This window comes from Paenibacillus sp. EKM10P (genome assembly GCF_011800655.1).
Taxonomy (GTDB): Bacteria; Bacillota; Bacilli; order Paenibacillales; family Paenibacillaceae; genus Paenibacillus; species Paenibacillus polymyxa.
The window spans coordinates 76,559-90,956 of the sequence record NZ_JAALET010000014.1 but is presented as its reverse complement, the minus strand read 5'-3'; the positions used below and the strand labels follow the sequence as shown (position 1 = coordinate 90,956).

At 43.9% G+C, this 14,398-nt stretch carries 15 protein-coding genes; 8 read left to right on the top strand and 7 right to left on the bottom strand.

The features are described from left to right. Nucleotides 1–68: 68 nt before the first annotated feature. Nucleotides 69–848 carry an ABC transporter ATP-binding protein gene (locus tag HFE01_RS22945; protein ID WP_017428504.1) on the top strand — a complete coding sequence of 260 codons (780 nt, stop codon included), beginning with the start codon at nt 69–71 and terminating at the stop codon, nt 846–848. A 16-nt stretch (nt 849–864) separates the two neighbouring features. On the opposite strand, the gene HFE01_RS22940 is transcribed toward HFE01_RS22945, so the two are convergent. Then, complete coding sequence (locus tag HFE01_RS22940) at nt 865–1,791, bottom strand: AEC family transporter (RefSeq protein WP_025364789.1); 927 nt, start codon at nt 1,789–1,791, stop codon at nt 865–867. A gap of 207 nt (nt 1,792–1,998) precedes the next feature. After that, the gene (gene trhO / locus HFE01_RS22935) at nt 1,999–2,892 is read right to left on the bottom strand and encodes an oxygen-dependent tRNA uridine(34) hydroxylase TrhO (protein WP_017428505.1); all 894 of its coding nucleotides are present in this window, start codon (nt 2,890–2,892) and stop codon (nt 1,999–2,001) included. Nucleotides 2,893–3,102: 210 nt separating this feature from the next. On the opposite strand from trhO, the gene HFE01_RS22930 reads away from it, so the two are divergent. From HFE01_RS22930 to HFE01_RS22920, 3 genes are all read left to right on the top strand, one after another. Continuing rightward, nucleotides 3,103–4,392: a glycoside hydrolase family 27 protein gene (locus tag HFE01_RS22930; RefSeq protein WP_090891209.1), complete on the top strand. Its 1,290-nt coding sequence runs from the start codon at nt 3,103–3,105 to the stop codon at nt 4,390–4,392. 238 nt (nt 4,393–4,630) lie between these two features. Next, nucleotides 4,631–5,674, top strand: a complete 1,044-nt coding sequence (locus HFE01_RS22925; RefSeq protein WP_031463462.1) for a carbohydrate kinase family protein — start codon at nt 4,631–4,633, stop codon at nt 5,672–5,674. A gap of 98 nt (nt 5,675–5,772) precedes the next feature. Continuing rightward, on the top strand, nt 5,773–6,468 hold the full coding sequence (locus HFE01_RS22920) for a P-loop NTPase family protein (protein WP_017428508.1): 696 nt from the start codon (nt 5,773–5,775) through the stop codon (nt 6,466–6,468). Between the two features lie 77 nt (nt 6,469–6,545). On the opposite strand, the gene HFE01_RS22915 is transcribed toward HFE01_RS22920, so the two are convergent. Next, on the bottom strand, nt 6,546–6,761 hold the full coding sequence (locus HFE01_RS22915) for a hypothetical protein (RefSeq protein ID WP_146169111.1): 216 nt from the start codon (nt 6,759–6,761) through the stop codon (nt 6,546–6,548). A gap of 30 nt (nt 6,762–6,791) precedes the next feature. Between HFE01_RS22915 and HFE01_RS22910 the strand changes: the two genes are divergently transcribed. Further along, entirely contained in the window at nt 6,792–8,537 is a 1,746-nt protein-coding gene (locus tag HFE01_RS22910) for a proline--tRNA ligase (protein WP_107735023.1), read from the top strand. Here the strand turns inward: HFE01_RS22910 and HFE01_RS22905 are convergent. Continuing rightward, nucleotides 8,534–9,298 (bottom strand): spermidine synthase, encoded by a 765-nt coding sequence (locus HFE01_RS22905; protein ID WP_031463465.1) that lies wholly within the window; start codon nt 9,296–9,298, stop codon nt 8,534–8,536. The genes HFE01_RS22910 and HFE01_RS22905 overlap by 4 nt on opposite strands. A 189-nt stretch (nt 9,299–9,487) precedes the next feature. Here HFE01_RS22905 and HFE01_RS22900 point away from each other — a divergent pair, with 189 nt between their 5' ends. From HFE01_RS22900 to HFE01_RS22885, 3 genes are all read left to right on the top strand, one after another. Further along, a complete protein-coding gene (locus tag HFE01_RS22900; protein ID WP_025364795.1) occupies nt 9,488–10,207 on the top strand; it encodes a YebC/PmpR family DNA-binding transcriptional regulator in 720 nt (239 codons plus the stop codon). Nucleotides 10,208–10,377: 170 nt separating this feature from the next. Continuing rightward, nucleotides 10,378–10,962, top strand: coding sequence for a TetR/AcrR family transcriptional regulator (locus HFE01_RS22895; RefSeq protein WP_025364796.1), 585 nt, complete (start codon nt 10,378–10,380; stop codon nt 10,960–10,962). A 390-nt stretch (nt 10,963–11,352) separates the two neighbouring features. Then, on the top strand, nt 11,353–12,213 hold the full coding sequence (locus tag HFE01_RS22885) for an NmrA family NAD(P)-binding protein (protein WP_107735024.1): 861 nt from the start codon (nt 11,353–11,355) through the stop codon (nt 12,211–12,213). A 13-nt stretch (nt 12,214–12,226) separates the two neighbouring features. Here the strand turns inward: HFE01_RS22885 and HFE01_RS22880 are convergent, their stop codons facing one another. The 3 genes from HFE01_RS22880 to HFE01_RS22870 all read right to left on the bottom strand — a co-directional run bounded on the left by HFE01_RS22880 (nt 12,227) and on the right by HFE01_RS22870 (nt 14,338). Further along, nucleotides 12,227–13,417: an oxalate decarboxylase family bicupin gene (locus HFE01_RS22880; protein WP_029514310.1), complete on the bottom strand. Its 1,191-nt coding sequence runs from the start codon at nt 13,415–13,417 to the stop codon at nt 12,227–12,229. Nucleotides 13,418–13,506: 89 nt separating this feature from the next. Then, nucleotides 13,507–13,986 carry a Cys-tRNA(Pro) deacylase gene (gene ybaK, locus HFE01_RS22875; protein WP_016818974.1) on the bottom strand — a complete coding sequence of 160 codons (480 nt, stop codon included), beginning with the start codon at nt 13,984–13,986 and terminating at the stop codon, nt 13,507–13,509. Between the two features lie 16 nt (nt 13,987–14,002). Then, on the bottom strand, nt 14,003–14,338 hold the full coding sequence (locus tag HFE01_RS22870) for a ribosomal protein L7/L12 (RefSeq protein ID WP_090891228.1): 336 nt from the start codon (nt 14,336–14,338) through the stop codon (nt 14,003–14,005). Nucleotides 14,339–14,398 lie beyond the last annotated feature (60 nt).

The window sequence follows — 14,398 nt, the reverse complement described above, 5'->3', positions numbered from 1 at the left end:
AGTAAAAGTGATATATTATTACGCCTAAAAACATCTGATGATACGATGTATAGAAGGGATGTACAGCCATGAATTCTGTCATTGAGCTTAACAATGTAAGCTGGAAGAGAGATAACCGTACCATACTGGATCAAATCAATTGGCAGGTATCTGAGGGAGAGCATTGGGCTGTACTCGGCTTGAATGGATCAGGCAAAACAACGATGCTCAATATGATAAATGGCTACATATGGCCAACCACAGGTAGTGTCGGTGTATTGGGTCATACTTTTGGGGATGTAGATCTGAGGGAATTGCGCAAATCTATTGGTTGGGTCAGTTCCTCTTTACAGGAAAGGATTAATGGAAGCCAGCGTACACAGGATGTCGTCATCAGCGGTAAATTTGCCTCCATTGGACTGTATGACCAGACGACGGATATAGATTATGAACAGGCCGTTCAGCTTATGAGCCAACTGGGCTGTGCTCATCTCGTCGATCGGTTGTATCAGGGATGCTCACAGGGAGAAAAGCAAAAAGTGCTTATTGCTCGCGCGTTAATGGCCTCGCCCAAGCTGCTGATTTTGGACGAGGCGTGCAACGGGTTGGATTTTTTCTCTAGAGAAGCATTATTGGATAGCGTTCGTCAACTGTCCGAGACGCCGGGTTCTCCCAATTTATTGTATGTTACACACCATATTGAAGAAATTTTACCGATGTACACACATACGATTCTGATTCGCCGGGGTACGGTGTTTGCCAAAGGTAAAACGACTGATATCCTGAGCAGTGAAACGCTTAGTACTTTTTTTGAAACACCTGTGCAAGTAGACTGGAGACAGGATCGTGCATGGCTCTCTATGGTGTAGAGAGCCTTTTGTCTGTCTAACCTGCTACCAGCATAATCAGAATGGGCAGAACCAGGAATGAGGCAAGCGTGCTCCACAAGATGCAGGTGGAAACCAGTTTTGGCGATGCATTAAATTTTTCGGCTAAAATGACTGCATTCACAGCCACTGGCATCGAGGCCAGAATGAAGAGAACGGAGAACAAAAGACCTGAAATTCCCAGTATCAGCATGGCAAGACAAGCCGCGAGCGGGGAAAGCAGAAGTCGGATTGTTAGTCCTGCGTAGCTGGCTTTTTTAATAGATGGCTCCAGCTTGAGTATTTTCACATAAGCCATTTGGGTACCCAGAATCGCCAGCACAACCGGAGAATAAGCAGCTGCAATCATTGAGACGCTCGATTGAATGCCGGAGGGCAGATGCCAATCCAGTGCTCGAAGTCCCAGTGCGAGAAGAGCCGCATAAATTGCAGGGAGAGAAAATACCGACTTCACGGCACTTTGAACAGAAAATTCAGAGCGGGCTGCAAAATAAACGCCAATAGTATTGACCATAATCATTTGGATGACGACATATACAGAGGCTTTATCCAGACCAAGCTGCCCAAAGGCAAGTAAAATGAGCGGCAACCCATAATTTGCACTATTGGTCAGTGTGGAGATTAAGGTGAGCCCAGCCGTTTCCGGGGCGCTCAGCCTAAAGATTTTCCCTGCTAATTGTGCAATTCCCCACAATAGTAGCAGGTTGAGTAATGAAAAAGCGGCTGTCTGTGTCACATCATGCCAGGAAAGCTGCGCTTTGAGCAGTGTGTCCAGAATCATAGCAGGACTTAAAAAATATAAGTACAAAGTCGAGAGCGGTTTTGTTTCCAGCTTCATGAATTTGCCGAGTAAAAATCCGGCAATCACCGGAATGGACAGCGGAACGATAACGGATAAAAGAGTTGAAAGTACGATTTGAATCATGAATTCCACCCATCCTTTCTGTAATGACATTTTCCATTATAAGGCGCTACTTTTGAGCCCGTCCAAGATGGATAAACAATTAAGGTTATAGGTATATACTATGAAGCTTAACGCACTTATTCTGAGAACAACAAAAGGGATGTCCACAGCCATGTTGAACGGCTAGTAGGAACATCCCTTTTATGTGAAACCGAGTATTCTAATGGTTTAAGCAGAAGCCATGGTTTTTGCTTTCGTTCGGCATTCGTCAGAACAATAGTGTTGATGCTGTTCTTCGCAGTCTGGGCACACGATATGTTGGAGATTGCACACCGGGCAGTTAATATAATGATCGTTTGGCGTTTCACAGTGATAGCATTGACCGACAATAACGTCTTCATCCGTATGGTTGATCCGAACCGAAATCCGTTCGTCAAACACATAGCATTTACCGTCAAACAAACGCCCTTGTACTTCAGGGTCCTTGCTGTAAGTCACAATGCCGCCATCCAACTGGCCTACATCGTCAAAGCCTTCTTTAATCAGCAGACCGGACAGCTTTTCGCAACGAATACCTCCAGTACAGTATGTCAGGATTTTTTTATCCTTAAATTGAGTCATATTATCGCGAATCCATTGTGGAAATTCACGGAACGATTCAACTTCGGGGCGAATGGCTCCGCGGAAATGACCGATGTCATATTCGTAGTCGTTACGACCGTCCAGAACCACGACATCTTCATCTTGAAGCTGTTCATAAAACTCCTTTGGTGACAGACGCTTGCCGCTAATTACATTAGGGTCCAGCTCGTCCTCATGACGTAGCGTAACCAGTTCCTGGCGATGACGTACAAATATTTTCTTGAACGCATGACCGTCAGATTCATCTATTTTAATAACGATATCGTGGAATTTCGGATTGGCGCGCAAATCACGGATATACTGCTCCGTTTGCTCTACTGTACCGGACAGTGTTCCGTTGATTCCTTCCTCAGCAATCAAGATTCTTCCCTTGACGCCCAGCTCTTTGCAGTAAGCCAGATGCTCTGCCGTAAAGGTGGCAGGATCTTCAATATTGACATATTTGTAAAACAACAAAATTCGATAAGCATGTTCACACATGTAAAATCACCCTCTGATTCAAGTCAAAGTTTTTTAACAAGCAAGTTTAAATGTACCACATTCTTTAAGTTAGTCAACATAAATGTATAAAAAGTGGAAATGGAAAAGATGACGAGCGACAAAAGTAAGGGGTTACATTATAATGGTATTGTGGGGTTGATGAGATTTGCGGTAACAGGTTAAGGTCTAACAGATGAAAGGATGAATTCAATGGAACATCTTTTGACAGCGCATACACCACCTATGGGATGGAATAGCTGGGATTGCTATGGCGCAGCAGTAAGGGAAGAGGAAGTACGGGGAAATGCTCAATATATAGCGGAGCACCTGAAGGAGTATGGATGGGAATATGTAGTGGTGGATATTCAATGGTATGAGTCGGGAGCAGTATCTTCACAGTACCGACCATTTGTTTCATTGGAAATGGATTCATTTTCACGTCTGATTCCAGCGGTGAATCGGTTCCCTTCGGCAGCAGACGGTCGTGGGTTCCATGCTCTTGCAGAATATGTGCATAGTTTGGGATTGAAATTCGGGATACATATTATGAGGGGCATCTCTAGACAGGCGGTTCATCAGGATACCCCGATTTTGGGAACTACAGCTACGGCCAGACAAATTGCACATCCTAACTCTATTTGTCCTTGGAACACAGATATGTATGGGGTAGATGCATCCAAGGAAGGCGCACAGGAGTATTATAATTCTTTGTTTGACCTGTATGCGGAATGGGGTGTCGATTTTGTCAAAGTAGATGACATTGCTGCATCACGTCTCTATGGTATTCATTTGGCGGAAATCGAAATGATTAAGCGGGCTATCGCCCAATGCGGACGTCCGATGGTGTTAAGTCTATCGCCTGGTCCCGCACCGCTGGAACATGCATCTGATTTAATCGCAAATGCGAATATGTGGCGTATGACTGATGATTTCTGGGATGTATGGCCTTTACTGTATGGTATGTTCGAACGCTGCGAGAAATGGGCGGAACATGTAGGTCCAGGTCACTGGCCGGATTGCGACATGTTGCCGCTCGGACATTTAGGTATTCGTTCGGTAGATTCAGTAGATTCTGGCAGTCATGATCGTTGGACACGCTTTACGAAGGATGAGCAGCTGACGATGATGACCTTATGGAGCATTTTCCGGTCTCCACTGATGTTCGGAGGAGAACTGCGTGATAATGACGCATGGACACTTTCATTGCTGACGAACAAAGAAGTGCTCGATGTTCATCACAACGGTGTGAATGCGCGACAGGTCTACAGAAAGGATGAACATATCGTTTGGACTTCTCACAATGAGGAAGGTCACGTATATGCGGCTTTATTTAATGTTGGAGATGAAGCTTCAACAGTCCGTGTATCCCTACAGGAGCTTGGAATTGAAGGGCAGGCAAGTGCCAGAGACTTGTGGAACCATGTGGATTTAGGTGTTATAGTGCAGGAACTGTCCGCAGATTTACCCCCTCATGGAGCTGCTCTATTCTCTATAAAATAACAGGATGCTAGGAAGAAGGATCTAAGCTGCAAGTTCAGTTCTAGTCATCTTATCGTAAAGTGGAGGGTATCTTTACGATGAGGTGACTTTTTTAGCATGTGTAACTTTTTGATATTTTAACGGACTCGACATGATTCTTGGGAATTTGACATTTAGAACATGTTAGGTTTATAGAGTGCCTATTTCTGCACAAATTTAAATCATTCTAGCCGAATAGAGTCGAGAAAGGAGTCAAATGATGAAATTAAAAAAAATTCACAAAAATGAACAGGACGAGCCTTGGCCCTCTAGCGAACAAATACTGTGTATAGGAGGGGCAAATCTGGATCGTAAAATCATGGTTAAGGGTACATTTCAGCTTCACACCTCCAATCCGAGCAGCACTAGGCTGCAATCTTGCGGTGGGGTAGCACGGAATGTAGCTGAAAATTTAGGGAGGTTGAGCCGACGGGTCAGCCTGCTAACCGCAGTTGGAGATGATGCGGAAGGCGAATTTATCATCGAACAGTCTAGCCGTTACATGCATGTGATTCCTCTTCAAGTCAAAGGTGAGTCGTCAACTGGCGTTTATACTGCCTTGCTAAACGAGCATGGTGAGATGATTGTAGCGACAGCAGAAATGGAGATTTATGATCAGATTCGTCCTTCAGTAATTTTTGAAAATATTCCTTTAATCGCCTCGTCCCGACTTGTTCTGCTGGACACTAATTTCTCTATGAACGTAATAGCGGCCACCATACATGTCTGTCAGGAACATCAGGTTCCGCTTGTCGTTTCATCGGTGTCAGCTTCCAAGATGAGAAAGCTTCCCCGAAATTTGCATGGGGTGGAATGGCTGGTATGCCAACCGGAAGAGGCTGAAGCTTATTTGGGACTGGAACTTAAAGATGACCAGCAGATATTGGACGCAGCTCGAGTTTTTCACAAACTAGGGGTTCAAAATGTCATTATTATCTGCGGTGCTGAGCATGTGTTGTTTGCTTCTCAGGATGGAACTCATGGACAAATCCCTATCCCTCCAGTTCAACAGGTCATTGATGTCACAGGCGCAGATGACGCGTTTATTGCCGGGATGATTTATGGAATTACCCAAGGTTATCCTATGGAGCAAGTGTGCCAGTTTGGAATCAGTTGTGTCGACTTAACCATACAAACGGATCGGACAGTCTCAGACACCATTTCTGTGAATAAACTCCATTCTAGGTTCCAGGAGCTGTATGGCACACATTCGCAAAATTTTGTATTTTTTAAGGGTGTGTATTTTAAAAAGAAAAATACATAAGTAAAGAAGAGAACACTTAACCTACAACAGCGTGTATTTAGAGCTTCACAGATGTAATGATCTCAAATATTGAATGTATAAAAGGGGCAGGTTGTCTGATGGACAGTGTGAAATACGCTATTGTTTTTCTGCCGCTGTTTCTTCTTTATTTGCTTTTAAAGGGAGGGGCTTTGGCAGTAGGATTTCTATATCGACTGATCTATTCAACGCTAACCTTACGTGGGGAAGTGAGTGACGAGCTTCTAGCTGTGCAGCATGCTAAACGTATTATCGTAATCGGCTCACCGGGGAGCGGCAAGACTTTTTTGGCCAAACGACTGTCGATGTGGACTCATTTGCCGTATATTTCGTTGGATGATTTGTATTGGGGACCGGAGTGGAAGCGGAGTACAGACAAACAATTTCATAAACAGCTGGGTGAAGTCCTGCAAGGGGAAGAGTGGATTATCGAAGGCAATTATCATGAACGTTATTTTACCGAGCGACTCCAGCGTTCCGACACAATCATCGTAATGGATGTCAGCACGATTGAGGCGATATCAGGTGTTATCACGCGTTCGCTTAACCGTTTTTTATTTTCCAAGGAGCTACCCAAAGGAGTAGAGCAAGAAGCCGTTCGTATTTGGGATATTTCACCTCGGTTTGTCCGATTTGTTCTGGGTTTTCGCAGGCGTATCCGTCCTAAAATATGGCCGCTCATTTTGCAATATGGTAATGAAAGGAATTTGATTATCTTAAAATCTAAATATCGTTCATGTCCTTGGCTGAGCCCAGATAGACAATTATCTCCTTGACTTGAATCTGCGTTTCGAGTAAAGTGGTGAAAATTGTAATATATAGGAATAGTGTAGACCAAGGATCAAAGGTTCAATTACCCGCTGTACAGAGAAGAAACCCATGGGCTGAAAGGTTTCTCGCCGCGAATGAACGTTTTCCTGCCTTGCGAGCTGTAGCGGTGCGTAAGATAAACCGTTACCGGCCAGATGCCGTTATCTAAAGAAGGACCGTGCCGAATATGGTTACGGTCAAATGAAGGGTGGTACCACGACACATTCGTCCCTGACGGATGTGTCTTTTTTGCGTACATTTTATCGTTCTTACAAGGAGGAAGCCACACATGCGCCAAAGCCAATTATTACTGACAACCTTGCGTGAAGCACCTGCAGAGGCCGAAGTGATTAGTCATCAGCTTATGCTGCGGGCAGGATTTATCCGCCAATTGGCGGCTGGAATGTATACCTATATGCCACTGGGCAGACGGGTACTCAGAAAAGTGGAACAAATTGTACGAGATGAGATGGATCGTGCAGGAGCTGGAGAATTGCTGATGCCTGTATTACAGCCAACGGAACTGTGGCAAGAATCGGGGAGATACGATGTGTACGGTTCAGAGCTGATGCGTCTGCAAGATCGACATGATCGGGAGTTTGCATTAGGGCCTACACATGAAGAGGTCATTACGTCTTTAATACGAAATGAAGTGAATTCCTATCGGAAATTGCCTGTAACACTGTATCAAATTCAAACCAAGTTTCGGGATGAACGACGTCCTCGGTTTGGGTTGCTTCGCAGCAGAGAATTTTTGATGAAGGATGCCTATTCGTTTGATGCCAATTGGGAGGGACTAGATCACACTTATTGGGCCATGTTCCAGGCATACCAACGTATTTTCACCCGCTGCAGTCTAAATTTTCGCGCCGTCGAAGCAGATGCTGGTGCTATTGGTGGTGAAGGTGAAACCCACGAATTTATGGCGCTGGCTGATATAGGAGAGGATACCATAGTGGCGTGTACCTGCTGTGATTATGCTGCCAATCTTGAGAAGGCGGAGCCGCGTTCGACGGGAAGCATAGGAATATCTTCTGTCTTCGATGAAAATGAACATGACAGCCATCCTTCTATCGATACAGATGAAATGGAAAAACTGTATACTCCAGGTCTACGCACCATAGATCAACTGGTTGATACCCTTCACATAGAGCCTAAAGAAATCATCAAAACATTGATTTATATGGCTGACGATCAGCCGATTGCGGTAGTTGTCAGAGGAGATCATGAGGTCAACGAAGTAAAAGTTAAACAAATTTTAGGTAGTGAAAAATTCGAAATAGCAAGTGCAAATGCCGTCACAAAGGCAACTGGAACCCCACCCGGGTCCATAGGTCCATGCGGCTTGACAATCCCTGTGTGGGTGGATTACGCCGTTGTCCAAATGTCCAGCGGTTTCGCAGGCGCGAACGAGCAGGACTACCATTATCGGCATGTGAATCCAAGGCGCGATCTAGATCTTCGGCATGTGGCAGACTTACGTAATGTTATAGAAGGGGATAGATGTCCTCGATGTGACGAAGGGAAATTGGTACTCCACCGTGGAATTGAGATTGGACATGTATTTAAACTGGGCACCAAGTACAGTGAGAAGTTGGGGGCGACCTTTCTAGATGCGTCTGGAACCAATCAAGCGATGATTATGGGCTGCTATGGTATTGGCATTTCCCGAATCCTGTCCGCCATTGTAGAGCAGAATCATGACCAGAACGGAATGATATGGCCCCACGCACTGGCTCCGTTTCAGGTTCATATCATTCCGATTTCAGTGAAAGACAGGCTTCAGATGCAAATAGCCGAGGAGCTATACAGCCAACTACAGGATCGCGGTATAGAGGTTCTGCTAGATGATCGTGACGAACGTCCAGGAGTTAAATTTAAAGATTCAGATTTAGTAGGTATTCCCGTGCGCATCGTCGTTGGTAAAGATGCTGAACACGGAAAAGTAGAATTCGTAGAGCGAAGAAACAGCAACAAAGAGTCGATTCATATCCATGATGTAGAGAGAAGAATATTGAGTCTCATACAACACTAAGCATCTGTATCCCGCAGAATATGACCTTCTCCAAGTGTAATCTCATGAAAGTCCGCCATCTGACGTGCCTGAAAACGAATGGGCTTGTCTCGACCTATCATAATGATATTTTGAATGTCGGCAACGCCTTCCGATGGTAGAGAGAATGTTGTGACATAGGCGAATTCTTCACGCAACGTTGTGTGAATGGCATGGACTAGATGATCGTGTTCACTTTTGCCCATTACATTCATAATTAGCGATCCTTCGGAATCCAGCTTTTCTTTAGCCATCTTGAAAAATTCCCAGGATACTAAATGCAAGGGTGTACCCTGCTCCGTGAAGGCGTCCAATATAATATAGTCATAAGCATCCGGGGCCTCCTTCTCCAGGATGCGACGTCCATCGCCAATAGTCACATTGTTCTGGTCGTACCCAAAGAATGTTCGGCTGAATTCTACTACTTGCGAATCCAGCTCGGCAATCTTAAAACGTTTATCTGTAAAGTGACCCGCAATCGTGCCTATACCATGCCCGATAACAAACACGTCTTCAAATGACGGATCGTTCAGCTCCATAAGATGGATGATTGCTCTGGGATATTCGAACAGAATGCGTTGCGGATGATTCAAATCTAGCGCACCTTGGACAGCCGCATTTGAAAATTCCATCACACGAAATAACCCCTTTTCACCATACAGCTCCGTGGTTTCATATACCGTGATTTCATGGTTATTGCTCAACTTTTTATATAAGACATCCAAGTGAATAATCTCCTTCAAGTCAGACTTCCTCCTCATCTTAGACATTCATAGGATTGTTGTCCATAGATGAGGAGGATTGTAGGCAGAATTGTTTATTTTTCCATAACGGAGTGTTTGAACTTGTTCGTATGTCCTTTAGGAGATATAATATACAAGGATATAATGAAGTTCGTTGTGTATATTCATACAGGAAGAGAGCGGGATATTATGGGACGTAAGTGGAATAACATTAAAGAAAAGAAGGCATCCAAGGATGCTAATACGAGTCGTATATATGCTAAATTTGGCGTGGAAATTTATGTGGCAGCCAAACAGGGCGAGCCTGATCCTGAATCCAATCGGGTCCTAAGAGTCGTGTTAGAACGTGCAAAAACGTACAATGTACCGAAAGCGATCATTGACCGCGCTATTGAAAAAGCAAAAGGTGCTGGCGATGAAAACTACGTAGAGCTTCGTTATGAAGGTTTCGGACCGAACGGTTCCATGGTCATTGTAGATGCACTGACCAATAACGTAAACCGTACAGCATCAGATGTGCGTTCTGCTTTTACTAAAAATGGCGGTAGCCTGGGCGTGAGCGGATCTGTAGCCTATATGTTTGATTCAACAGCAGTTATTGGTCTGGTGGGTAAAACTCCAGATGAAGTGCTGGAGCTGTTGATGGAGGCAGATGTCGAGGTTCGTGACATCATCGAAGAAGATGAAGCTGTCATCGTATATGCAGAACCTGATCAATTCCATGCTGTTCAGGAAGCTTTCAAGCAGGCAGGAGTAACGGAGTTTACCGTTGCCGAGCTCACCATGCTTGCCCAAAATGATATTACTCTTCCAGAGGATGCACAGGCTCAATTTGATAAATTGATTGATGCATTAGAAGATTTGGAGGATGTTCAGCAGGTTTACCATAACGTAGACTCTGAGGAATAGTCAGATTGCATCATTTACACCTGAGCGTTTGGATAAAATAAACATACCTAAACCATCGTATTTCGGTACGATGGTTTTTTTGTAAATAAAATTATATAAAATCAATTTTATTTTCTTGACTGATCAGTCTGAAAAAATTATAATCATAAGCAAGGAGGTGAACATGAGGTTTGGGAAGAGCTAAAGAATTTGATACTGAAAGTGTTCTGCGAAAAGCTATGGCTGTATTTGGAGAGCATGGGTATGAGGGAACTTCTCTGACCATTTTACTGGATCAGCTGGGTATAGCGCGGCAGAGTCTTTATGATACCTACGGCACGAAATATGATTTGTTTTTTTCGGCTATTCAGCTTTACATACGTGACAAAACCGAAGCCGTAGTACATCTGCTCAGTCAACCTGGGAGCATTAAGGATGCAATAGCGATGATTTTTAATGAATCTGTTAGAGTCTTGATGGATAAGAGGCTGTCGAAGGAATGCTTTATTATGAACAGTGCTATTGAACAGGCTCCGCATCATCATGAGATCAAAGCTTTTATTACTGAAAACACTGAAAAGCTTGAACTTGCTTTTTACAACGCCCTAGTCCGCGCCCAAAGTGAGGGGGAGATTCATGCTACGGAATCTGAACTGTTGTCAATCGCCAGATTTCTAAATCATGCCCGATTATCGCTGACATTTACCGCCAAGACAGGCGCAAGCCCTGAGGTGCTTAGAGATATTGTGCGTACGACGCTGTCGATTTTGGAGTGATCTTTATAAACGCTTAATAGCGTTTATTTTTTGAATATTCTAGACCGATTAGTCAAATTTTTTTGAGTATTATAGACTGATCAATCTAGAATTCTTATGTTTAATTTCTGTCTTGAATTTGTTTTAAGCAGGAACTAAAAATAATTATGCGAGGTGTCTACTATGACAATCAATCCGAATACCGACAAAGCAAAACAGCAAGCGCAAACAGTCATGCATAAATTTATGAGCAACATGTTAGAAGAAAATATGGAGCATTACTCACTACAAAGATTACTGGAACCCTTTGGTCGCTCTTGAAGCCTTGGAATCATGAATGAAAGAGTTCAAGCCTCATGGAGATATGAAAATCTAGACTAAGATAAAAAATTTAAATAGGAGTTGAATTTTATGAAAGACAGAAATATAACGTTGATTACAGGAGCAAACGGCAAAACAGGCAGCCGTGTAGCTGCCAAACTTACGCAACTTCAGTATCCAGTACGTTTGGCTGGGCGTACTAAACCTGGCAATTGGGAAGAAGAAGATTATGTATATTTTGATTGGTATGATGAATCAACACATACACAGGCGCTGATGAATGTAGATAAAATTTATTTGGTAGTACCTGTGTTGGACGTCAATCCCGCCAAAGTGATGATTCCTTTTATTGAGAGGGCCTTGAGAGAAGGAGTGCAAAGATTCGTGCTTTTAGGCAGCGCATCTGTGCCTGAGGACGGGCCAGTATTTGGACCTGTGCATCAAGCACTTCGTAGATTAGCTCCAGAGTGGGCTGTATTACAGCCATCCTACTTTATGGAGAATTTCACAGAAGGCCAGCATGTGGAAACGATCAAAAACAACAAGGCCATTTATAGTGCAACCCAAAACGGGAGAATAGGCTTCGTAAGTGCAGATGACATTGCAGAAGTGGGAGTGAGGGCTCTTATTGACGATAAACCACACAACACAGCTCATGTCATCACTGGACCTCAAACACTAACATATAACGAAGTGGCTGAAATTATTGGGAAATCAACAGTCCAACCGATCCAGCATATCTCTTTGTCTGATGAAGAGTTGAAAGCGGGCATGGTTCGCGCTGGAATGCCTGAAGAATATGCAGATATGCTGGCAGGATTGGATAGAAGGATACGTGAAAACGGAAGTGAAGATCAAGTGACCGATACCGTTAAGCTTGTCACTGGGCGCTGTCCGGTCTCATTTGAGCAGTTTGTTCTGAGCCACAGAAACAGCTGGAAGACATCATGACGAAGTGATTCCTTTATTTATTTTTAGGGTCATAAGAGTAACCAGGATACTTGACGACGGGCCATTTGACCTTTCGTAAATTAGAGATTACATCAGAACCAACGTGTAAATTACTTTGAATCAACTCTGTAGGTGTCAGAGCCATCCATTGATTTAAGGACACATCTGCAAAACGGTCACTTTTAAACATTTCAAGAAACCATAGTGTGCTGGAGCCAGTATTTTGAATGTAATGACCATAAGCAAAAGGCACATATCCAACATCCCCGGCCCTAAAATCAAATGTCCGGGCTGCACCATTACCGCCAAAGACAGTCATCCGTCCTTGCCCTGCAAGGTAGTATTGCCATTCATCATTATTGGGGTGCCAGTGCATCTCTCGCATGGCTCCGGGCTCAATCTCAACCAGGGCAGCTGCGATAGTTTTGGAAATCGGAAAATTGGAGGAGTCGACGATCCGTACGCTTCCGCCCGGTGTTTTGATCGGGGGCTGAGCTAGTAATTCATGCTTAAAGGATAGGGGCAACGTCCCATAGGGAGAGGGAACCGCTTGACTTTGGATTGAACCGGGAACGGAATCCTGATAGATGTAGACTTGGTCTTGAGGAATGGCTGCAAAATCGGTTTCTGGAATCCCGAAATTTGCAGAAATCACCTCTTTGGGAGTATGGGCGAACCAATCTGAGATGGATAAGGTGTTCAGATCGGAAAAACTGCCATCATCGAAAACCAGCAAAAACTCACAGCCTTCTTCAAGGCCCTGTATAGAATGCGGGATGCCTGGTGGAAAGTACCAGAGATCGCCTGGGCCCACATCAGCAATAAAATTACGTCCATCTTGGTCAACTGCCGTAATACGTGCACTTCCTAACAGCATATAAGACCATTCTGCCTGCTGATGCCAGTGAAGCTCACGGACACCGCCCGGTGTCAAACTCATGTTCACTCCGGCAAGAGTTGTGGCAATGGGTAACTCCCTTACTGTAACTTCTCTTGACCACCCACCATGATTAAGCTGCATATGAGCATCTGAAAAAGAAAACCGCATATTCGGTATGAGACCATTGTCCGTTACGGGAGGAACCAGCATATCCGGATTTTGTAAATCCCTCATCACATCACGTGGACCCTTGTCGATGCCCCCTGCACCATCACTTCTGATGGGTTGGGGGATTCCGACTTTCTTTGAGCAATCATTATGCATCATTTGATCTTCCTCTCTAGGTTGAAGCATGATGAAGCATAGGATTAAGAGAAAATACGCATAAAGATTTTATGATGACATGATGAGTTTTATACCGTGTGCGATAGATCTGTAAACTGTGCTTGAATGATTTGAGCCAAATCGTGCGGACTCAGTTCCAGCTGAGTTCCAATTTTCCCGCCGCTTACAACGATCGTTTCCAGTTCAACTGCGGGCTGGTCGATATAAGTGGGGTAGAGCTTTTTCATTCCTATGGGAGAGCAGCCACCGCGAATATATCCTGTATGCTTTTGCAACTCCTTAACAGGAAGCATTTCAATTTTTTTCTCTCCCGCAGATTTGGCAGCCTTTTTGAGATCAAGCTCTTTATGTACAGGAATCACAAAAACAAACAGATTTTGTTTGCTATGTGCAACCAAGGTTTTAAAAACGGATTCCGGTGCTCTTTGGATCTTTTCGGCTACGTTCATACCGTCTATTTTTCCATCTTGATGGTCATAACTCAAAATATTGTAGTGGATGTGTTGCCCGTCTAATATGCGCATGGCGTTTGTTTTGCTGACACTCATTTTAATTCTTCCTTTCTTAAAGCTTTTCCAAATGATCTACATAATCTTTTGCATCCTTAAGAGACAGATCCTTAGCGATTCTTAATTCTTTTATGGCTTGAATCTTATTTCCTTCCCTGATCAGTAGAAGCAGCCTTTGATTGATTTCTTTTGAAGCTTCTGCGTCTAGGAAATGTGGAGGAGGGGGAGTAATTGTACTTGACATCGATGTTTCCGTTGGTCCTGAACGGTTCTCAAGACGCTCCACATCGGATTTCAAATCATTAAGTCGAGATTGAAGACGGTAGACCTTGAACAAAAGTATGACGGAGAGGATCAACGCAATGATTGCTACATATTCGCTAGTTGCCAATAGAATCTCCCTTTTCTTGTTAGTTTTATCACTAAATTTTTGTCTCTTATCCATAGTATA

What these genes read in the sequence shown, in the direction of transcription:
- HFE01_RS22925 (WP_031463462.1), top strand. Translation starts at nt 4,631, where the DNA reads ATGAAATTAAAAAAAATTCACAAAAATGAACAGGACGAGCCTTGGCCC.
- HFE01_RS22915 (WP_146169111.1), bottom strand. Translation starts at nt 6,761, where the DNA reads ATGTACGCAAAAAAGACACATCCGTCAGGGACGAATGTGTCGTGGTAC.
- trhO (WP_017428505.1), bottom strand. Translation starts at nt 2,892, where the DNA reads ATGTGTGAACATGCTTATCGAATTTTGTTGTTTTACAAATATGTCAAT.
- HFE01_RS22910 (WP_107735023.1), top strand. Translation starts at nt 6,792, where the DNA reads ATGCGCCAAAGCCAATTATTACTGACAACCTTGCGTGAAGCACCTGCA.
- HFE01_RS22880 (WP_029514310.1), bottom strand. Translation starts at nt 13,417, where the DNA reads ATGCATAATGATTGCTCAAAGAAAGTCGGAATCCCCCAACCCATCAGA.
- ybaK (WP_016818974.1), bottom strand. Translation starts at nt 13,986, where the DNA reads ATGAGTGTCAGCAAAACAAACGCCATGCGCATATTAGACGGGCAACAC.
- HFE01_RS22930 (WP_090891209.1), top strand. Translation starts at nt 3,103, where the DNA reads ATGGAACATCTTTTGACAGCGCATACACCACCTATGGGATGGAATAGC.
- HFE01_RS22900 (WP_025364795.1), top strand. Translation starts at nt 9,488, where the DNA reads ATGGGACGTAAGTGGAATAACATTAAAGAAAAGAAGGCATCCAAGGAT.
- HFE01_RS22885 (WP_107735024.1), top strand. Translation starts at nt 11,353, where the DNA reads ATGAAAGACAGAAATATAACGTTGATTACAGGAGCAAACGGCAAAACA.
- HFE01_RS22920 (WP_017428508.1), top strand. Translation starts at nt 5,773, where the DNA reads ATGGACAGTGTGAAATACGCTATTGTTTTTCTGCCGCTGTTTCTTCTT.
- HFE01_RS22940 (WP_025364789.1), bottom strand. Translation starts at nt 1,791, where the DNA reads ATGATTCAAATCGTACTTTCAACTCTTTTATCCGTTATCGTTCCGCTG.
- HFE01_RS22945 (WP_017428504.1), top strand. Translation starts at nt 69, where the DNA reads ATGAATTCTGTCATTGAGCTTAACAATGTAAGCTGGAAGAGAGATAAC.